The following is an 18,738-nucleotide window of genomic DNA, read 5'->3' on the forward strand; positions in this document are numbered from 1 at the left end:
ATGAGTCTTCTCAAAGACAAGGTGGCCGTCATCACAGGCGGCAACAGTGGCATCGGTAAAGCAACTGCTAAACTATTCGTGGAGAACGGAGCACAGGTCGTCATAACTGCTCGCCGACAGGACGCTTTAAACGCAGCACTGAAAGACATCGGCGGAAATGCCATTGGCATCTGCGGCGATGTCTCCGATCTTTCCCACCATAAACGGGTGGCAGATGAGATCTCCGATCGCTTCGGCGCTTTCGATATCTATTTTGCAAATGCCGGTGTCATTGACCTTAAAGCGTCTGAGGCAGTAACTGAAGATATTTATGATCGACATTTCAACATCAATACAAAAGGTGTCTTCTTCGGTGTCCAGACACTATCGCCACTCATAAATGACGATGGCACTATTATTGTCACCAGTTCTCTGGCGGCAACCAAGGTCCTTCCTGATCATACAGTCTATGCCGGTTCGAAGGCGGCTGCGGTGGCATTTGTGAAGAATTGGGCTCTCGAATTCAAGCACAGGCGTATCAGAGCAAATGTTATCAGCCCAGGACCCACAGATACTGAAATCCTGGGCAAACTAGGAATCTCAGATGTCGAACGCGAACCGTTTCTCAAATTGATGGCCGAAACCATTCCCGCAGGCAGACTGGGAACAACTGATGAACTGGCACGAGCCGCTCTGTTCCTGGCTTCACAGGCGAGCAGCTTCATCAATGGCATTGATCTCCACGTCGATGGCGGAATGTCGCTTGTTTGAAGGATCTGGCTTTATGACACAGAATAATTCTGAAATTGCTGCTTTTGTTGAGAAACTGGCAGAAGTGGGCAGCCATTATCGCATGGACGAAATGGAAGAGTTGTATTCGGAAGATCTGGCTTTCCTGGTGTTGACGCCAGATGGCGAAATCTCCCGCTTTTCGAAAGCGGGAATATTCGAGGAGTTCCGGTCACGACGAGACGCAGGGGAACTTCCTCTTCTTACCACAAAACGATTTCTTCATATTGAAGCGCAGGGAGATGAAGCCACTGTCATTCTCTTTCGCCAGATGAGTGAGAAAGCGACCCCTGCATTTTATGAACTACGCCTTAGAAAGCAGGAGGGCAACTGGAAGGTTTGCGGTGAAACAGTATTGCCGTGGCCTGACCTTTCTCAAGCTGGCAGCTTTCTTCCTCCGCGAGAAAAGCAATTACCAGATCAGACCGGAATTTGAGTGGCAACGTTAGCTTTCAAGCGGGAATAATCGTGTTTGAACGACCGTAGATATATGAAACCTCGGTGGCGAACAGCTGCCACCGGGATCATTCAAATCCTGTCAACAAGTATAGATTGCTCGGCAAATTAAACTCTGCAAAACTTCATCAATCTTTATATGCAGGTCAGACGTTGTTCTCGTAACAAATTTCTCTCTGACACGTTTGCAAGTTGAATTTTTTCACAGGTGATCATCTTGACTGGGATGCAAGAAGCTGAAGCACTGAATGGTGTAGGTTTCCAGAGACGGGCCTGGAACTGGGTGATTGAGTGTTTCGGAAGGGATCTGGCGAACGACAGAGCGGAAAGAAATCGGCGGTTTCTCGAAGAAGCCGTAGAACTGGCCCAGTCTCTGGGATGCGACAAGACTACCATACTTCAAATCGTTGAATATGTTTACACTCGGGACACTGGTATTCCTGAACAGGAAGTCGGCGGCGTTATGGTAACTTTTGCAGCGTTATGCGAGGCAAACAATATCGAGATGGCTGTTGCCGGGCGAAACGAGCTCTCGCGCATATCGTCAGTCGACGTGATGAGAAAAATCCGAGCGAAGCATTCTTTGAAACCGAAACTTTGAACCAACGATGACAACAGGGATATGCCCCACTCCGTAAGCTGGATGTTAGCGCTGTTCTCGACGACCCTGCACCAATACTTTGGGCGTAAGTGGCCCCGTATGACGCACAGGACGTTCCATGCCATCAGCCAATCGACCCTATGTTGTCTCCCGCGATATTTTTGAAAGCAACTTGGTAAAGCAGTTTGAAAGCAGAGATCGCGATTGCGGCTTCAGCAAACAGTATCAAGTTGGCATATCGGGATCTCTTGATGAAGGCACGAGATCACGCATCAATCGGAGGGGTTACATGTCTGTCTATCGTGTTCACCGTCTCGATACTGGAAACTAGCCAGCACGTCCGAAACACAGACGAATGTCGAAATGCCCACCATTACCGGCATTTCGTAAACAGGAGAAAACATCATGTCCAAGCATATCCTCATTGTTGGCGCCGGTTTTGCCGGTGTTATGGCAGCTTTGGCTGCCTCTCGGCTGAGGCACGAAAAGAGCGTGTCAGCTGAGGATTTGAAGATCACCGTCGTGTCCCCCGAACCTGAGCTGGTCATCCGCCCCAGGCTCTATGAACCCGAGCCCGATAAGATGACGGCTCCTCTTGGGGATCTCTTCTCCGCTACTGATATCAATTTCATTGCTGGTACAGTAGAAAAGATCGACGCTGTTGGTAGCCAAGTTGCGATCATAGATGGCAAAGGTCGAAGCGTCCTGCAATCCTATGACAGACTCGTGCTTGCTGCTGGCAGTCGCGGTTTTCAGCCACCAATTCCCGGGCTTGAGGAATACGGCTTTGCCTCCAACCATCTTGAAGAAGCTGTAATACTGGACCAGCATCTGCACAGGCTTGCTGATCATCCGGCAAGCCCCGCACGAGACACAGTTGTGGTAGGCGGAGCGGGTTTCACAGGATTGGAAGTCGCTACCGAACTCGAAACGCGACTGCGTGGTATTCTGGGTTCCAAGGCTCGTCCGCGCATCATCATTGTGGACCGGAATCCGCATGTCGCTCCGGCAATGGGAGAAAATCCACGTCCATATATTGAGCAGCGTCTCAAAGAACTTGGTATAGAGACCCGATTAAACACGGGAATTGCAAAACTCGACGAGAATTCAGTAACGCTTGATAACGGAGAACGGATCGAGACGGCGACAGTTATCTGGTCGGGAGGCATGCGCGCCTCTCCGCTCACAAGTCAGCTCGAGGCAGAAAGAGACCAGCTCGGACGTATAATAGTGGAACCGGATCTTCGCGTACCTGGTCACGCTCAGATTTTCGCGACTGGAGATACCGCAAAGGCGGCAACCGACAATGAGGGAAATTTTTCGCTGATGTCCTGTCAGCATGCACGTCGACTTGGCGCATTTGCAGGCCATAATGCAGCTGCGGAACTCTTAGGCGAGCCAACATTGGCGTATAATCAGCCCGCATATGTTGTTTGCCTTGATCTCGGTGCTGACGCTGCAATTTTTACACGTGGATGGTCTGGCAAAGTTGAAATCACCGGCACCGAAGCGAAGAAGGTGAAACAGGAGATCAATACGGTCTGGATTTATCCGCCAGCTCCAGACCGGTCCGCGGCATATGAGAATGTTCATATAGCGCGGACGGTCGATTTCTAGTTCGTTCAATCAATGTCATCCTCGGGGAATTTGATCCGCTCGATCTCGGGGATTACGATTATGGCCCGCTTTGCTTGTAAGGCGGGCCATAATGAACATACGAGTTACGGCGTGTTTGCCCGGCCAAAACAGTGTTCTTAGGCTGCACCCGTCCAAGTCGCAATACTCTTAATCCGCCGAATTGTGGACGAAATCGTGTGTCCGTTTGCCATCAATAGATGATCAGGGCGAGACTCGTAATAAAATGAAATTTTTGACCCATTATACTCAATCGTCGAGGGATAACAGACCGGAGCGTGGTCACAATTATAGTTATATTTGACGCTGTTGCCGTTCGTGTCCATGACCGATGCCAGCAACCAGCGGAAATTGCGCTGCAGATCATAAGCTGGCGTACCGGCCGTGGGCGTCGCACCGGAATAAGACTGCACCGGCTTAAAAAGCGATACGGTCCCATCTCGCTCCGTCACCCGCCATTCATTGGCGCTCGAATTGAATGCAATGCGATTATAGCTTTCAATCTCGGTCGCATGTGTGCCGCCTGTGGCACATGACGGGGATACGACACCGGCACTGCAATTTACCAGTTGCTCACCGTTCAGTAGATAGACATCACTACTATCAAACGCTGGTACGCCATAGCCGAGACTACCACGTTCAATTACATGAAGACCATTCAGCCCCCAGCCATAACCCAGCCAACCTTGATAAAGGCCACTGACCTTGGTTTTGCGCGCAGAATTATAATTAAGCACAATTTTTGGCTCAAGCCCGCGGAACCCTGGAACGGTAATATCAATATTATGGGTAAGATTGCCCGTTCCTCGAACATCAGGAGTCGAAGCCTTCTCAGGGGCACCGGTCGGAGCAGGCGTGGAAATGGGCTCCGTCGTGATCGTGCTAAGCGCCGGTGCGATCTCACCCTGTGGCTGCAGCGTATCTGTTGGATTTGATGGCGCGCTTCCTGAGGCATCACTTCCTGTCGCTCCGTCCGACGAGGCGGGAATGGGCAACGCCAAATCGACGGTCCGTTCGCTCGGATTGGGCTGTGACGTTTCTCCGATCACGTTGTCGGCACTTACATCTCCCGAATTACCGCTTCCGGCCCCAAGCGCATTGCCACCAGACCCTAAACCGCCTGATATGCTGCTATCAGCAGCATGAGCAAGCCCGACAAAGGCGCCATCCCCACCCCATGCAGGTGGCAGCAAATTACCCGATGCACAAATAAGAGCCGCAAAGAACAATACAAACTTGCCCCGCCGTATACGCATAAAACTTCCCTTGCCCAACTTTTATTATTACTTACAGCAATGGGATTGAGAGCTGCGTTTGTGCAACATGTTTTTGCCACAATTTAATAAACGCTTATTTTTTCTTGTGGAAAACAACGTTCTCTTTCGTAAATGTCACACCATGATGTCAACCACGAAGTTCCGTAACATAAGTACATCTAACTCGATTACGAGCCAAAGCCCCCGCATCGAGGTATGGAGCTTGAGGTTGCTTCTTTCGAGATAAATTTACCCACACCAAGATGAGTTTTGCCCTCGACGGCTATGCCTACCCCAACACTCAGGATACGCCGGACATGGTGGCCAGACAGCCGTATCCCCGCACAGGTGATTATTCAAGCCTGCTTTCGAATTTTTCGCCAATATGAAGCTGAAAGTCGCCCGATGTCTGCTCGCTCATAAATCCGACTAATGCGCGGGGGGCGTCTTGGGCGAAGTCCCAAGGCGTCAAGCTTGACAGTAAGCGGTCCCGAATGCATGTCAAAAAGCCGCTGCGCGAGCGACCAAGTGTTTGCCCCTCTGCCCCCTTTGGCGCAGTCTGCCGAGACATGGGCGCGCACGATGGTGCTGTCGAACATCTGAACTAGGTGGGCCGACGACGACAGCTCGGCGAGGTGATCGAAGAACGTCTCGAACACTTCCGACCTGCTCAACCGATCAAAGCGTTTCTACACGTTGTTCCACTTGCCGAACCCCTCCGGGAGCGCGCGCCAGGAGATGTAGTGAGCGAGAAATAGTGCATCGCTACGAGGAGCAGCCGGTCATCACGACACTCGTCGCCGCGGTGTGGCAGTGAGGCACGAAACCCCTCTAACGTCACCGACCAATCCGCATCTGCCATCTTCGTGGACATCGGCGACCTCCAAATCAGTCGGTTCACCATGAATCAGACATAGCGCATCTGCGAAATTCTCTACGATCAACATGCGGCAATCCGACCACACCGCCTAGAGCCAAGTCTGTGACTGATTACGAAGCAGCCAAGAATACAAGCTAGCACATCTGTTCTATCCAGATGCTATGGTTTGCATCGCATGCAGATGCTAAACTTCTCACCCCAGTGAATTCCGGAGGGGGTGTGGAGGGGTTGAAACAGGACCGGATTATTCTTGCTGACGATCATCCGATTTTCCGTGATGGGCTTCGCCGGCTGATACAGCGCTTCGCACCAGAATCAATCATCGAAGAGGCTGGTTCCTACGAAGAGCTTCTTTCGCTGGCGCGCTCGGCGGAGGCCCCGACGACGATCATTGCTGATCTTATCTTCGCCGGAGAAAACATCGAACCGATGCTGGATGCACTGCGACAGGAATTCGAACGCACCTCCATCATTGTTGTATCGATGATCGAGGATAACGAAACGGCCGAGCGCATCATGGCGCGAGGCATGAATGGTTTTATCAGCAAGAGCGTACCGCCTCGAGCTTTGGCTCTGGCAATCGCGTCCGTAAGAGACGGTGAAGCCATCGTTCAGCTCGAACCCCCCGATAGTTTGCCGCCGCAGCTCATGCATCACGATGTCCTGCTGACGCCCCGTCAGGTAGAAGTTCTGCGCTTGCTGTCTGAAGGCAAAACTAACAAAGAAATCGCAATTAAGCTTGGTATTTCGCCCTTCACAGTGCGTATCCATGTTTCCGCCTTGCTCAAGGTTCTCAACGTCACTACGCGCTCCGCAGCGACAGCAAAGGCTCTCAACGACGGCCTGCTGACGCCGCCCATACCGTAAGATCTGCGCGGGGACGGAGTTATGGCTCATCCGAAAGATGATATACCTAGGCTTGTAGAGCCGACATAGAGATCGGAGTGATCGCGGACAAGCAGGTAGCTAGCGAGAATTATCTGGCTGGCTGCGGGATGGCAGACATACGGAGTATGTGGGTGGATAAGGTGGTCGTGACTTTGGCAGACAGCGTGGCATCGCTGTATTCGCGCATCAGCCAACTTCTCCTAGGCAAGGACGGTCAGGACTACGACGTCGAGCGCGGTCAGGCCTTGACCCGCGTGATCATCGTGCCGATGGTCGCGATCTATGCAATTTGGCTGCTCGGATCGTCGACGCAGTATCCGGCCTGGGTGTTTCGCTCATTCGTCATCTATTCATCGATAGCTGTCCCGTTGTCGGTTTTGCTGTTGCGCCATGTCATTCGCCGGCCCGGCTACAACCTTGCTCGGCGAGCTTTCGCCATGGCGAATGATTACACGATGATGGCCTTTGCCCTGGTCGCGGGCGGGGCCGAAATGCTGCCCATCACGGCATTCGTGCTTTGGGTCACCGCTGGCAACGGGATACGCTATGGACAGCCGTATCTGGCGGCGGCGACGGGCTGCGCGTTGGTGACACTTTCGGTAGCTTATCTGACGAACAGCTATTGGCAGGCCAACCCCTATATGGCGCTGAGTTTTCTTCTGGCGGCGCTGCTGGTGCCTGCATATATTTTCATGCTCCTCAACCGGCTACAAATTGCCCGGGATGAAGCCATGGAAGCGAATGACGCTAAGTCCCGCTTTCTCGCGCAAGCGAGCCATGATCTTCGCCAGCCGATCCACGCGATCAGTCTGTTCACCGCCTGTCTGCGTGACGCCGGCCTTGACCATGAACAGCGTACAATGGTGGAAAACATCGACCGTTCCCTCAACAGCGTGTCGGGGCTGTTTCGATCTTTGCTAGATATCTCCACGCTCGACAGCGGAAGAGTTCAACCGGTGCTACGGCCTGTCCAAATCGGCAAACTGCTGGCGGACGTAGCCCGTCAGAATTCCCAGGTTGCCGGATGGGCTAACTCGATTTTGCACGTTGTACACTCTTCCTGCTACGTTGAAGCAGATGCCGTGTTGCTCACGACGATGGTGCAGAACATTGTCAGCAATGCCCTCAAATACGCCCCTGGCAGCGCCGTGCTGATCGGTTGCCGCCGCCAGCACGGGCAATTAAGGATCGAGATCCATGACCGCGGGGATGGCATCACCGCAGAACACTTGCCGCACGTGTTCGACGAATTCTACCAGGTTCGCGAACGCGGCGACCGCAACGCGGAAGGTGTCGGCCTGGGGCTGGCGATCGTCAGACGCCTTGGACGCCTGATGGATTTTGATGTTGCGGTGATGTCGACCAAAGGGAAGGGAACCAGGGTCATTATTTCCGGGTTAAGAATCGTTCCGGCGCCAGCGGCGGCTACGATGGCAGCCGCGCCTCTGCCGATGGCACCCGACGGACTACGCGTACTACTGGTCGAGGATGACCGGGATGTTCTGAGTGCGACGACACTGCTTCTCGAAAAATGGGGCTGCATTGTCCAGGCCGAGCCTTCCCCTCCACGCGAGCCGGCGAATTGGGATATACTCATTACCGACTTTGATCTTGGCGGCAAGCGGACGGGTGCCGACTGCATTGCGACCGTGCGCAAATTGGCACAGCGTCAGGTGCCGGCGATCGTGATGACTGGACACGATGAGGGCAGGGTGAGAGCCGAGCTCGTCGATGAGCGCATTCCTGTCCTGGCGAAGCCGGTACGTCCTGCAGAGATGCGGGCCGTATTGACGACGCTTGCACTACGCGCGGCCACGACCCTGCCCGGCAGAAAGATATCCTAGCCAGATTAGAGTCTGACGATACTCAGGCCCCGCCGGGAAAGTAGGAGGAATTATACGGGCCGGGCCGCGGCACCTCATCCTTGCAGGATGGGAGAAGCGCCAGCCCCGGCCACGAGCCGCATTTATCAATGACGGATACCGGTCGAGATGACCTTCCGTAAGTCGATGTAGTCGAGGCGGGATCTAGCCGCTTGGGGTGCTGCTCCTCTTCCTCAGCTCTTCCACGATCCGCTGATATTCTTCCTCGGAAACTTCGATCCCGCCAAGGTCCTTCAAGGGATCGCACCGCCGCCAGCGCAGCGGCCATTGGTGATCAGATACTGCTTCCACAGTTGAGATTCTTGCAACCGCAGGCCGAGAAAGCCGTGATCGATGGCTTAACTCAACGCCAGCGCGACGCCTCGCGTGTCAGCCCGCGGACGGGCAAGCGTACATCGACGGCGGCGAGACCGAGGAGCAGCACCGATTCAAGCGGCGGTTATGGCCTTCGATCTTCTCGATCTGCGCGCACAAAGCGTCGGTGGCGGGTTGGAGCCGAACGTTCGTCCTGGACCTCCGGGTTCCGGTCTTGCAGGACGTTCGTGATTTGTTCTTAGATCGGAAAAGAGTCAAGATAATGCGACGACCAGCCGCTTTGATCCAGTTCGAGAAATCGGAGTTGTAGTGACGCGTCACATTTGTGCGCAGGTCTACAGTGAGGAGAGCAACCCTAGGGCCGAACTTATGGTGCTTACCTGCCCTGAATCACTCGGATAAACTTTGGGCTGCGCGTCCGGAAATCGGTATATGTGATCCGGCCGCTGGCGATCCCGTTGAAGGCCCGAGTGCAATAAATGCGGGCGACATTGCTGCGTGAACTGACGTTCATCACTTTCGCCATGTGCGCCTTACTCGCGGCCGAGGCCCGTGAGGTTCCCTTGTAACACCGGGCGATGCCGTCACGTTTCAGAGCCGGACTTCCGCGCATCGCTTCCTGCGCCTGATTGTAGCTGCCTTCCGAGACGCAGGACGACAGAATCAAACCCATCAGCCCCACAGCCGAAGCTCGCAACAGTCGCATGAGATCCTCCTTTGAAACCGATACTCTCGAAGGCCCGATTGCAGGACCGTCGTTCCACCGGACGGTGGGTATCCGTCTTCCTTCGGATATCGTCGCCCGGCCCCGATCATGTCCGATCGCTCAACAACGACGAACCAGGGCATCACGCGAGAATCCGCGATACCTTGGTCCTGTTCGATTGGGCATCGGCTCGAATTTGCATACCGACGACTATTTCCCGCCGCGGTATGTCGGCTAGCCTGCTACTTCTTCTTCTCGTTACCGTGCCGCTCGGTGCAGGTTTCACCATTCGGCCCCGCTGTGACACCGCCTGCGACGGCCTTTTGCTCGGTGAATTGCAGTTCCCTCATGAACAATCTCCTTTCGGTTCAAGAATTCCGACAGGGCTTTTACCCCTGAACGTTTGCTGCCCGGATTACTTCCAGTCGTAGCGGATTTCGATGCCGCGAGTGCCGTCCTTGGCGAAGCCGGCACTCAGGCTCCATCCCGAATCGAAGGACTTCCCATAAGTCAGGCCGTTGGGGACATCGTCGCTGCCGAAGCCGGGCACCGGACCGTAGCCGAAACCACCACCCAGTGAGATGCCGCCGGCTACCGCATCGCGTTCTTCACAAAGAAGCTTTCTCATCCTTGCCTCCTCAAAAACGGGCTTGGCTGCCCGCCGCTAGAGCTTTGCCGGGCTCGTTGGTCAGGCATCCGCCCTTGCCGTCTTCACCGGTCCAGCGATCCGGCGTTTGCGCAACGCCGCCTGTAACCTTCTCCAGGTCCATTGGAGCAACTTTTCGCATCAGGTACCTCGTCAAATATTTTTGCCCATCGGCCACACAACATCATTACTTTTCGAAGTCGCGCGGTCTACTAGGGCAAATGCACTATTGGCCGAACGGGGGTAGTGCGTCTGTACTACTGGTTCCATCTGGGCCGGTGTTTTAGACAGATAGGCGGGTTTCAATACGCGATGTCAGTCGATCTTGATTCCTTGCCAGACAGGCGACCATTTCAACTGGACCAGAAGGAGATACAGATGGCGAATACAATTCATGCCGGCAACCGTGCTACGATCCGCGAGCTCGATTCGAGCGAGTTGGCCATTGTGGGCGGCGGTTGCGACCCCTTCGAAAACATTGGCGGGATCACCGTCTCCGAGCAAGAGTATCAGGAGATCGTGGAGGAACTCAGGAAGAGAAACACGTCCTCGTGCAAATAAAGCCAGGACCTGTATGATCGAAGGAAGACCGACCCGGTCAGTTCCGTCACAAATTGAAGCGCGTCGCGGCAATTCCGGCCCGACGCGCTTCCGTTTCCAAACGTCCGACCCCGGCGCCGGAATTTGTGCCCGATTTTGGTGAAGCTGTTCTAGCCGGCCAGCACGGGTGCGCGGGTGCGTACGGCTACCGCCGCAATTCAATCCGATCCGGTTTGGTGCTCGCCGAGGTCGAAATCCGTGATGAGCACGTCCCATTCGCCGCGCTTCGTGGCGGTACTGGTTCCGCCTGAACCCGGCCCCCATTTCTGTAGCAACAATGCGGTGGCGCTCAGGACATCCCGGTCGTCTTTGACCAGAAGTACGCGCAGCCCGTTGGTCACGCCCGACCGGGCCCGGGTCGCGGCGTCAGCAAAATATTGGCAACGGCGGGCGCCGTCGTGGGGTTGTCGGGCGCTTCTAGCCGAATGACGTTTTGCCCGTCCCTTACGGATGCGATAGCCGACAGCGCACTGGGCGGCACGCTCGTGCTGATGAAACTCGTCAACCCCTGCGCCATGATCTGCTCGGTCGTGCCGGCGCCCTCGCGCCATCGAGACCACGATGATGGAGGTGCGTTCGAATTCCTGCCGCAATGCGCCCAGCTTCGGCTCGACGCTTTCCCCCGCGAAGATCAGGTCGGCGATGATCGTGGAGGACAAGGGCCCTGAGCGCGTCATCGAGAGAAGCTCGCCGAACGAGCCGACCTCCTCGATCGTCGCTCCTGGCAAGGCGATGGGCGAGCCCGCGCAGCCTGTCGCGGAAGTTCGGATGATCGTCTGCCAGAATGATCCGATCCTATTTCATCAACCGCATCTGCTTTCACCGGGTTGCCGGGACAAAAGGGGCTGCATCAGCATAATTCCTGAATTATCGCACTCGACATAGGCCGTATGTAGGATGGGAGAGGCCATCATCATCCGGCATCCTGGGTTTCGCCCGTCTGCCGCAGACGTACGGGCTGCGGCGCCCCCAGGCGGATCAGCCGGCCGGCAACAGCGAGACTTGAGGGCCTGTGAGCGACGATCACACGGGTCATCGGCAACTGCCGGATTGCTTTGTTGATACGCGCTTCATTATCCGGATCAAGGCTGCTGGTCGCTTCGTCGAGCAGCAGGATGCCGGGACGGCGATACAGCGCTCGCGCCAGTACGATCCGCTGGCGCTGGCCTCCTGAAAGCGAATTTCCCATGTCGCCGACGAGGGTTTCGAATCCCATGGGCATGGCAAGGATTTCTTCGTCGATGGCGGCCATGCGGGCGCAGGTCAGCAGCCAGGCCGGGTCGGCGTCCGGCTCGAAGCCGCTTATGTTCTCGGCTATCGAGCCAGCAAACAAACGATCGTCCTGAAGCACGCAGCCGACACGGTCACGGAAGGCATGTAGCCCCATCGCTGGTAGAGGAATCCCGTCTACCGCGACCTGACCCTCTGTGGGGCTGACGAGACCGGCCATGATCTTGAGCAGCGTCGACTTGCCAGCGCCCGAAGGCCCTGCGATGCCCACGCACTCCCCTGCCCGGACATCGAAATCCAGATTGCTGAAGATGTCCGGTTCCCCGTCGGCATAGCGGAACCGAAGACTGCGCACCGAAATCGAACTGGCACCGTTGCGGGCACTGAGGGTGAGACTGGAAGGCTTTTGCAGCGCGCCATGCTCCGGCTCGGCCAAGCCGATATCGGCGATACGCTCGCCATGCAGCGACAGCATCCGCAATTCCATTGCCGTGTCGATGAAGCTGTTGACGCGCGACGCGAACTGATCCTTGTAGCTCAAGAAGGCGATGAGCATTCCGACAGAGAGGTTACCCTCCAGGATTGCGCGCGCGCCAAGATAGATCATCACGATACGGTCGATGCCGAAAAGGGTCTGCCCGGCGGCGCCGAAAAGAATGTTGAATTTTTCGATGCGAAGCCGGGCGCCGACACGGTCGGTCAGATGGTTGATCCACACGCTACGCCGGCGCTGCTCGAGGTTGAGCGCCTTAAGGCTCGCCATGCCGCGTACACTCTCGATGAAATGCGAGTTCTCCTGCGCCTCGAAGAGAATGGCCTCTTCCGACATGGACCAGTAAGGCAGGTAGGTTGCCAGCCGAAGCGCGATGTAGATCAGGACGGTTGCGGCTGCGATGAAGACGAGCCAGCCGCCGTAGATGTACATCATCGCAAGCAAGGCAACGGACATCACACCGTCGAGGAGTGCCGTGATGGCTTTGGTCGTCACCGTCCGCTGGATGGTATCGAGCGAACCGAAGCGCGAAACGACGTCGCCGACATGGCGCTTCTCGAAAAACTCCAGTGGCAGCCTCATAAGCTGGTCAAACAGACTGACCTTCCATTGCAGAACGAGGTGGCCACCGAACAGCATCGTTGCCCAGGAGCGTGCGAGCGTTGCCAGCACTTGCATGACCAGCAGCAGCCCCAAACCCAGCGCGATCAGGGATAGAAGGTCGAAATCGGCGGCGACGACCACCTCGTCGATGACGAGCTGGAAGCCGATCGGCATCGCGATGGTGATGATCTCCAGCAGGATGGAGATCATCAGGATCTGGATGGCGGCCCGCCCGATGCCCGCGGTGCGGCGGACGAGGTCGAGGAGGCTGATTGCCTCCCGCTCGTTGCGCGGCTCAAACGCTTCGCTGGGCCAAGCTTCCAGTGCGACCCCGGTGAAGCTTTGCGACACTTGATCGAGAGGCAGGACGCGCCGTCCGATCGCCGGGTCATGGATCGTTACGCTGTAGTGCCCGACCTGCGTCAGTACGACGAAATGATTGTGGTTCCAGTGCAGGACACATGGCAGGCGCAGATTACGAAGCTCGTCCAGTTCGAGCCGCAGTGCGCGTGTCGCAAGGTTCATGTCGCTGCCGACATTGACGAGATCACGCAGCGTCATTCCCTTGAGGGAAACGGCAGACCGACGACGCATCGCAGCCAGATCGACTTTATGGCCATAATGGCCGGCGATCATGCCGAGACAGGCCAACCCGCATTCTGCCGCCTCGGTCTGGATCAGAACCGGCGTCCTGGCCCGAAAGCGGTCCGCCAATCCGCGTAGCAGGTCGGCATGGTCTTGTAATCGCGTCATGGCGTATTCCCGTTGCCGCTCGCAACCATCCGTCCGCGCAGGCTGTAAAGCGGGTCGAGGACCCATTGATAAAGCGGGCGCGTGTCAGCAAGGATATGCGCCTCGAGTTGCATGCCGACCTGCAGTGGCTCGCTCTCGCCATAGGCAATAACATGATCCTGGTCGGGGCGGACGGTGATGCGGTAGACAGACCTCACCTGCTGATCGTCAAGACCGCTGGTCAGCAATTGCTCTACCTCCTCAGGCCGCAAGGTCGCGCGAGAGATGAGCGTGACCGTGCCGGGAAACTGGCCAAAGCGCTGATAGGGGAACGCCTCGTAGCGCAGAAGCACCCGGTCGCCCTCGCGCACAAAACCAATCGCGCTGCTGGGCGCCAGAAGTTGTGCGGCAAGTGGGGTTTCGTCCGGCAGGATGGTGAGCAGCGGTGTGCCTGCGACGGCAGTCTGTCCAGCCTGAGTAACGATCCCTGTCACGCGACCGGCACGCGGCGCTGTCACCGTTATCTCGCGCTTCGCTTCACCCTCGGAAATCTGGCGTTCGACATCGATGATCTGCTGGAGCAACGCACCACGGTCGGAAGCTGATTGCAGATCGAAGGTCGCCAGCTTGTCGCGTATGTCGGACAGCCTGGCGGCGATCTGGATGCGCTCGCGCCTCAGCGCTTCGAGCTGGCTCTCCTGGTTCATATAACTTTGCTGCCGCGCTTCCAATTGCTGACGGGTTCCGATGCCGCGCTCCAGATTCGCTCGTTGCCTGTCGACCCATTGCCCGAAAGTATCTTGGTTTGCTGCGGCGGTGCGGATCTGCACGTCCGCCTGGGCCAGTTCTTCGGCCAGATGTTTTTCCTGCTCGATCAGGCTGTGCTTGTTTCCTGCATCGATATCGAGCTGGCGCGCGAGGTCGGCTTGCATCTCGGCCTTGCGCTCCTTCAGAAGATCTATAACCGCAAGCTGTGTGCCACCGTTCGAGGTCGTACTGTCCAGGCTGAGCGTATAAAGGATGTCCCCTTGGCGGACGGCCGAACCTTCCTTGATGCGCATGTCACGAATCCACCCCATTGCGGGAGCGGTGATGCGGGTCAACCCTTCGGTGGGCAAGATGACGCCCTGAACGCGAACGCGACGGGTGTATTCGCCGAATGTCAGGAAGGAACAGATCAAAACTACTATGATTGCCGAAATGCCGGCGATCAGGCGCAGGGATAGGCTGGACGGAAGGCGCGGCGAACCGAGCCATGCCATAGCCCGGGCTTGCTGTGCTTCCGCTCTGAACAGGGGTTGCTTGTCCACGCCGATCCTCGACCCAGTCAATGAGCCTGATCTTGCCGGGTCTGCAGCTGAGACAAGCGGAAATGCCACATATGGCATCTGGAATGATACTCGTCGGGTCCGATTCGCCGCAATCTCACCGCAACATCGGTTGACGAATGTGGGTGACAGCTATGGTCAAAATCGGCTCTGTTTAATTCTGCCAGCACATGAAATTGTCATGCCGTTGGCGAGAAGTCGAAATTCGCCCCAATGATATTGAATGCAGCGCCGGTGTCGATAGTACAGATGTTCTAGTCGTCAACCAGACATAGTATACTTGTACTAATGACGCTTGATTGCTTCTCCTATAAATTTCCCAAAGGGGTGAGTGAGTTCACCCTTTAAAAATTGGAGAACACGCGATGAACAGGAATATCACGAAAATCGAAACAGCCCGCGAATTGACTTTCAACGAGCTTGAACTGGTTGGTGGTGGCAAAGCCGATTTCAGCAATGTCAACAGTGGCTGGAGCAGCACCGAAGGTGGATCAGGTTTTAACAATGCCAACGGCACAGGTTGCGATTTCGGTCCCGATCTATCCGTGTGCTGGTATCCCACTGCCGGCGGAACGATGTTTGTATATCTGCAATAATAAGAGCTGCGAGGATTTGTCTTGAGTTGATTGGAGTGGCGACGAGACAGATCGTGACGAGGATCTGAGTAGGCCGAAATCTAAAGCTTAGATCATGGGCATCCATGGCGATTATAAGGCTCTTCCGTGATGCCGATCGTTCTCCATACGCGCGAAGCCATGGCGCAGGACGTGCGGCGTAACATCGGCGAGCAGGGCGTTGGCGAAGATTTTCTTCCAGTGATTGGGAAACTTCCGAATGCCGCATCGCAGTCCCGGCCGGGAAACACATACTCGCCCGCTGTCTTGGCACTGATCGTCCAGTGAAAACGATCGGTTAAAAGTGAGAATGAACAGAAGGATATGATAGATGAACAGATTTATTCGAGAACTGGACGGTGCTGAACTGACCGCAGTCTCCGGTGGAGCGTCCCAGGTGATTGAAACGGCTCAACATATTGGTGGAGAGGTTTCCTTCTGGTCCGGGGTTGGGGCCATCGCAGGAGGGCCGGTGCCGGGTGCGGCACAATTCGCTACGGCCGGGTTTATGATCGGGTCTCTAACTCGTGATTTCATCTTGAAGTAGCGCTTCTGAAAAGATGAAATGCGCCTCTCTAATAAGGGGGGCAGAGAAACATGAGCACTTGGCGATGAAAGGCTATAGAAGCTGCACCTGAATTGCGGGACCGCATCGATCGATCTTGGTCGCCGATGGCGGCGTGGCTTGAATTACGACCGTCGTTCGAACGTGCAATTGAGGGCGGCGACATTCGGCGAGCCCGCTGCAACATGGACTATGCCCGCTATTGCCTCACGGCGCGAAATCATGTTCTATCATGCCGACGATAATGCGCTTGAGTCTCTAGACGCCACGTTTCCTCGCCTCGTTGGAAGGCGTACTGGTACGATTGGATTAACGTTGCAGGGATAGTTAGATGAAATTCCGGGCCCAACTCATTCCTTCCGGCAATGCGACAGGCGTCGAGGTGCCTGACGACGTCATGCAGGCGCTCGGGCCTGCGGGCCGGCCGCCCGTGACGATCACGATCAACGGCCATACCTGGCGCAGCAGAGTGGCCGCAATGCGCGGGCAGCATCTTATCGGGATAAGTGCCGCCAACCGCGCCGCCGCCAGGATCAGCGAAGGCGATATCGTCGAGATCGATGTCGAGATCGACGAGGAGCCGCGTGAAGTCGTCGAGCCCGCCGAACTTGCGCAGGCGCTCAATAATTATCCGCAAGCCAGAGCGTCTTTCGACCGGCTGCCTTTCGGACTTCGGCAAAAGCACGTCAGAACGATCCAAGAAGCCAGGAGCGCAGATATTCGAGAACGTCACATCACCAAGTTGATTGCCGCTCTCAAAGACTCGCCCTCGAGCAAAGCCCAATGATCCACGGCATGGATTTGCTCTGCGACATTTTAGTAATCGGATCGTTGCGCCACGCGAACGCCGAATACCCCGATATCGCTATGAACATGCTTCGGCACAGGTGACTCGAGCGGCCCATAACGGAAGCGGTTTGTGGGATGACAAACACTAAATATCCGGGAAAACTCCGAGGTTGGGTACGAATCCTGTTCAAACCACGAGGCTGGGAAATCATCCTGTTTTTTGCAATGTTTCTCACGATGTTTTTCCTAACAAAACAGATCGGCGGCATTCCCATCGCTAAGGAAGAGATTGGCGGAATGTACCGCGTAACGTTCAAGGGACCGGGTCCAGACCAACTGATAAGTCCTAAGCTCTATTGGTCGTGGATGATTTATTCGTATGGCGTATTCGCTCCATATTTCATCTTCTTTGCAGTCAAATATTTCCCCTATCTGGATGGAACACGCAAATAGAGCATGGCTCAGAGGAAAACCAATAATAGGGACAACAATGAAATTTAACATTTTCCCTCGTCGATCTGCTGAGGAACGTGCTTCGGAAACTAGATCCGCCATCACAACGTCCGCATCTCTTGGAGCCATGGCATTAGCAGGACTGGGGATTTTCTTCCTTGGTGGGGACATTCCGCCCCAAGGGAACTCGGTATGGGTGACAATTCGTTGGTTCGGATTGGTGATAGGCGCTTTTTCCGCATACTTGACAGTCCAGAGCCTGTTCGAGGCGGCGATAGCGACAACCGTCGGACCGGAACGCGCGATCGCGCTTATAGTCGTGTTGTTGGCCATCGGAGCATTCTTTGGATGGCTGACCGCTACATGACTGATGATATGACGAAAACGCGTTTCCGCCTTCTGATCCTCTTTTATATCGCGTCGCTTGCCGCCGTAGCGGTTGACGCACAGTATTTTCCTGCACAGGTTTCGGAAGAACTGTCTGCGGCATATGCCAGGGAGGTTGTGCAGCCTTTGGTGTTCAGTCCCGCCGTTTTCGTGACACTTTCCGCGATAGCGCTTTTGGCAATCGTTGTCCCGCCTGTGGCCCTGTTCTTCTTCAGAAAATGGGGACGATGGTTCGGCTTGTGCGCCACAGTGGCTATGCTTGTTGCGGTGCCGTTCCTTGGTCCCTCGCTGACTTCGGGTTTCGGAACAGCCGTGTCGCAGCTTTCAGCAATGTTATGGGGGTCGATCCTGACACTGGCGTATTTCTCACCCGTAAGCTCCGACTTTCTCTGAACTACGGTAAACGATCTGTGTCGTTCGCGAGCTCGACGATTATTGGAACTAAAACCGCTGGGAAGATATTGTGCAACGTGGCCGAGTCGCGACGTATCTCACCGCGTGATACGACTTGTAGGACTTCAACCCCACCAGTGTCGTCAGCAATGCGGACAGCGACCGCATCGAACTCCGTGTCTTTTGAGAAGAGGCGAGCCCAGAGATAGTATTTCGGCACGGCGACACCGGTGAACGTGGGACCGTCGCGCAGCAGTCGCGCATCTACCCTTGTCAGCGAGGGGTGCTGTTCCTGCAGGGCGCGAAAGATCGCAGCCTCGAATCTTTCGAGTCGCAGTTGGCTGTTTGACCACAAGAGGCCGAACGCGAGTAGTCCAGCGACAGCGAGTACCGCGACGGCTTTGTTCACAAGTCTACCTCTTCTAGAGCCTTTCAGGTTTTGACGGAAGCGTATCCGGCGCTTTCGAAGTAGTTTGAACATTCGGCTGGTTCGATGGTTGTGACGAGGTGGCCGATG

The 18,738-nt window shown here is 55.6% G+C and carries 21 protein-coding genes; 12 read left to right on the forward strand and 9 right to left on the reverse strand.

Going from position 1 to position 18,738, the window contains the following annotated elements:
- From FHS76_RS20380 to FHS76_RS20395, 4 genes are all read left to right on the forward strand, one after another.
- Entirely contained in the window at positions 1-750 is a 750-nt protein-coding gene (locus FHS76_RS20380; RefSeq protein WP_183657392.1) for an SDR family oxidoreductase, read from the forward strand.
- 13 nt (positions 751-763) lie between these two features.
- Positions 764-1,204 (forward strand): nuclear transport factor 2 family protein, encoded by a 441-nt coding sequence (locus FHS76_RS20385; protein WP_183657395.1) that lies wholly within the window; start codon positions 764-766, stop codon positions 1,202-1,204.
- A gap of 246 nt (positions 1,205-1,450) precedes the next feature.
- Positions 1,451-1,825 (forward strand): hypothetical protein, encoded by a 375-nt coding sequence (locus FHS76_RS20390; protein ID WP_183657458.1) that lies wholly within the window; start codon positions 1,451-1,453, stop codon positions 1,823-1,825.
- 405 nt (positions 1,826-2,230) lie between these two features.
- Entirely contained in the window at positions 2,231-3,442 is a 1,212-nt protein-coding gene (locus FHS76_RS20395) for an NAD(P)/FAD-dependent oxidoreductase (protein WP_183657398.1), read from the forward strand.
- 137 nt (positions 3,443-3,579) lie between these two features.
- Here the strand turns inward: FHS76_RS20395 and FHS76_RS20400 are convergent, their stop codons facing one another.
- Positions 3,580-4,716 carry a SpvB/TcaC N-terminal domain-containing protein gene (locus tag FHS76_RS20400; protein WP_183657401.1) on the reverse strand — a complete coding sequence of 379 codons (1,137 nt, stop codon included), beginning with the start codon at positions 4,714-4,716 and terminating at the stop codon, positions 3,580-3,582.
- Positions 4,717-5,815: 1,099 nt separating this feature from the next.
- Between FHS76_RS20400 and FHS76_RS20405 the strand changes: the two genes are divergently transcribed.
- Together FHS76_RS20405 and FHS76_RS20410 are read left to right on the forward strand one after the other, a co-directional pair.
- Positions 5,816-6,463, forward strand: a complete 648-nt coding sequence (locus FHS76_RS20405; RefSeq protein ID WP_328700548.1) for a response regulator transcription factor — start codon at positions 5,816-5,818, stop codon at positions 6,461-6,463.
- Positions 6,464-6,615: 152 nt separating this feature from the next.
- Positions 6,616-8,328: a hybrid sensor histidine kinase/response regulator gene (locus FHS76_RS20410; protein ID WP_328700549.1), complete on the forward strand. Its 1,713-nt coding sequence runs from the start codon at positions 6,616-6,618 to the stop codon at positions 8,326-8,328.
- A gap of 730 nt (positions 8,329-9,058) precedes the next feature.
- Here FHS76_RS20410 and FHS76_RS20415 read toward each other — a convergent pair.
- From FHS76_RS20415 to FHS76_RS20425, 3 genes are all read right to left on the reverse strand, one after another.
- On the reverse strand, positions 9,059-9,388 hold the full coding sequence (locus FHS76_RS20415; RefSeq protein ID WP_183657406.1) for a hypothetical protein: 330 nt from the start codon (positions 9,386-9,388) through the stop codon (positions 9,059-9,061).
- Between the two features lie 415 nt (positions 9,389-9,803).
- Positions 9,804-10,016, reverse strand: coding sequence for a hypothetical protein (locus tag FHS76_RS20420; protein WP_183657409.1), 213 nt, complete (start codon positions 10,014-10,016; stop codon positions 9,804-9,806).
- Positions 10,017-10,026: 10 nt separating this feature from the next.
- Positions 10,027-10,176 (reverse strand): hypothetical protein, encoded by a 150-nt coding sequence (locus tag FHS76_RS20425; RefSeq protein ID WP_183657413.1) that lies wholly within the window; start codon positions 10,174-10,176, stop codon positions 10,027-10,029.
- A 236-nt stretch (positions 10,177-10,412) separates the two neighbouring features.
- On the opposite strand from FHS76_RS20425, the gene FHS76_RS20430 reads away from it, so the two are divergent.
- Complete coding sequence (locus FHS76_RS20430) at positions 10,413-10,595, forward strand: hypothetical protein (protein ID WP_183657415.1); 183 nt, start codon at positions 10,413-10,415, stop codon at positions 10,593-10,595.
- Between the two features lie 197 nt (positions 10,596-10,792).
- Here the strand turns inward: FHS76_RS20430 and FHS76_RS20435 are convergent, their stop codons facing one another.
- From FHS76_RS20435 to FHS76_RS20445, 3 genes are all read right to left on the reverse strand, one after another.
- On the reverse strand, positions 10,793-11,311 hold the full coding sequence (locus tag FHS76_RS20435) for a hypothetical protein (RefSeq protein WP_183657418.1): 519 nt from the start codon (positions 11,309-11,311) through the stop codon (positions 10,793-10,795).
- 236 nt (positions 11,312-11,547) lie between these two features.
- On the reverse strand, positions 11,548-13,713 hold the full coding sequence (locus FHS76_RS20440) for a peptidase domain-containing ABC transporter (protein WP_183657421.1): 2,166 nt from the start codon (positions 13,711-13,713) through the stop codon (positions 11,548-11,550).
- Positions 13,710-15,002, reverse strand: coding sequence for an HlyD family secretion protein (locus FHS76_RS20445; protein ID WP_183657425.1), 1,293 nt, complete (start codon positions 15,000-15,002; stop codon positions 13,710-13,712). The genes FHS76_RS20440 and FHS76_RS20445 overlap by 4 nt, the downstream gene beginning before the upstream one ends.
- A gap of 383 nt (positions 15,003-15,385) precedes the next feature.
- Between FHS76_RS20445 and FHS76_RS20450 the strand changes: the two genes are divergently transcribed.
- The 4 genes from FHS76_RS20450 (at position 15,386) to FHS76_RS20465 (ending at position 16,986) form a co-directional block, all read left to right on the forward strand.
- Positions 15,386-15,616 carry a hypothetical protein gene (locus tag FHS76_RS20450; RefSeq protein WP_183657428.1) on the forward strand — a complete coding sequence of 77 codons (231 nt, stop codon included), beginning with the start codon at positions 15,386-15,388 and terminating at the stop codon, positions 15,614-15,616.
- A gap of 129 nt (positions 15,617-15,745) precedes the next feature.
- On the forward strand, positions 15,746-15,922 hold the full coding sequence (locus FHS76_RS22815; protein ID WP_183657431.1) for a hypothetical protein: 177 nt from the start codon (positions 15,746-15,748) through the stop codon (positions 15,920-15,922).
- A 43-nt stretch (positions 15,923-15,965) separates the two neighbouring features.
- Positions 15,966-16,181, forward strand: a complete 216-nt coding sequence (locus tag FHS76_RS20460; RefSeq protein WP_183657434.1) for a hypothetical protein — start codon at positions 15,966-15,968, stop codon at positions 16,179-16,181.
- Between the two features lie 349 nt (positions 16,182-16,530).
- Entirely contained in the window at positions 16,531-16,986 is a 456-nt protein-coding gene (locus tag FHS76_RS20465; RefSeq protein ID WP_183657438.1) for a YdeI/OmpD-associated family protein, read from the forward strand.
- Between the two features lie 248 nt (positions 16,987-17,234).
- Here FHS76_RS20465 and FHS76_RS20470 read toward each other — a convergent pair whose 3' ends face one another.
- Positions 17,235-17,774, reverse strand: a complete 540-nt coding sequence (locus FHS76_RS20470) for a hypothetical protein (protein WP_183657441.1) — start codon at positions 17,772-17,774, stop codon at positions 17,235-17,237.
- A 42-nt stretch (positions 17,775-17,816) separates the two neighbouring features.
- Here FHS76_RS20470 and FHS76_RS20475 point away from each other — a divergent pair, with 42 nt between their 5' ends.
- Entirely contained in the window at positions 17,817-18,221 is a 405-nt protein-coding gene (locus FHS76_RS20475) for a hypothetical protein (protein WP_183657444.1), read from the forward strand.
- Position 18,222: 1 nt separating this feature from the next.
- Here FHS76_RS20475 and FHS76_RS20480 read toward each other — a convergent pair whose 3' ends face one another.
- Entirely contained in the window at positions 18,223-18,630 is a 408-nt protein-coding gene (locus tag FHS76_RS20480) for a hypothetical protein (protein ID WP_183657447.1), read from the reverse strand.
- Positions 18,631-18,738: the final 108 nt, after the last annotated feature.

Origin of the sequence: Brucella daejeonensis, from assembly GCF_014199265.1 — a bacterium.
GTDB lineage: Bacteria > Pseudomonadota > Alphaproteobacteria > Rhizobiales > Rhizobiaceae > Brucella > Brucella daejeonensis.

Bases quoted from the DNA above. Each gene is read 5' to 3' on its own strand.
- FHS76_RS20380 (WP_183657392.1), top strand. From the start codon at position 1: ATGAGTCTTCTCAAAGACAAGGTGGCCGTCATCACAGGCGGCAACAGT.
- FHS76_RS20385 (WP_183657395.1), top strand. From the start codon at position 764: ATGACACAGAATAATTCTGAAATTGCTGCTTTTGTTGAGAAACTGGCA.
- FHS76_RS20390 (WP_183657458.1), top strand. From the start codon at position 1,451: ATGCAAGAAGCTGAAGCACTGAATGGTGTAGGTTTCCAGAGACGGGCC.
- FHS76_RS20395 (WP_183657398.1), top strand. From the start codon at position 2,231: ATGTCCAAGCATATCCTCATTGTTGGCGCCGGTTTTGCCGGTGTTATG.
- FHS76_RS20400 (WP_183657401.1), bottom strand. From the start codon at position 4,716: ATGCGTATACGGCGGGGCAAGTTTGTATTGTTCTTTGCGGCTCTTATT.
- FHS76_RS20415 (WP_183657406.1), bottom strand. From the start codon at position 9,388: ATGCGACTGTTGCGAGCTTCGGCTGTGGGGCTGATGGGTTTGATTCTG.
- FHS76_RS20420 (WP_183657409.1), bottom strand. From the start codon at position 10,016: ATGAGAAAGCTTCTTTGTGAAGAACGCGATGCGGTAGCCGGCGGCATC.
- FHS76_RS20425 (WP_183657413.1), bottom strand. From the start codon at position 10,176: ATGCGAAAAGTTGCTCCAATGGACCTGGAGAAGGTTACAGGCGGCGTT.
- FHS76_RS20430 (WP_183657415.1), top strand. From the start codon at position 10,413: ATGGCGAATACAATTCATGCCGGCAACCGTGCTACGATCCGCGAGCTC.
- FHS76_RS20435 (WP_183657418.1), bottom strand. From the start codon at position 11,311: ATGACGCGCTCAGGGCCCTTGTCCTCCACGATCATCGCCGACCTGATC.
- FHS76_RS20440 (WP_183657421.1), bottom strand. From the start codon at position 13,713: ATGACGCGATTACAAGACCATGCCGACCTGCTACGCGGATTGGCGGAC.
- FHS76_RS20450 (WP_183657428.1), top strand. From the start codon at position 15,386: ATGAACAGGAATATCACGAAAATCGAAACAGCCCGCGAATTGACTTTC.
- FHS76_RS22815 (WP_183657431.1), top strand. From the start codon at position 15,746: ATGCCGATCGTTCTCCATACGCGCGAAGCCATGGCGCAGGACGTGCGG.
- FHS76_RS20460 (WP_183657434.1), top strand. From the start codon at position 15,966: ATGAACAGATTTATTCGAGAACTGGACGGTGCTGAACTGACCGCAGTC.
- FHS76_RS20465 (WP_183657438.1), top strand. From the start codon at position 16,531: ATGAAATTCCGGGCCCAACTCATTCCTTCCGGCAATGCGACAGGCGTC.
- FHS76_RS20470 (WP_183657441.1), bottom strand. From the start codon at position 17,774: ATGGCCAACAACACGACTATAAGCGCGATCGCGCGTTCCGGTCCGACG.
- FHS76_RS20475 (WP_183657444.1), top strand. From the start codon at position 17,817: ATGACGAAAACGCGTTTCCGCCTTCTGATCCTCTTTTATATCGCGTCG.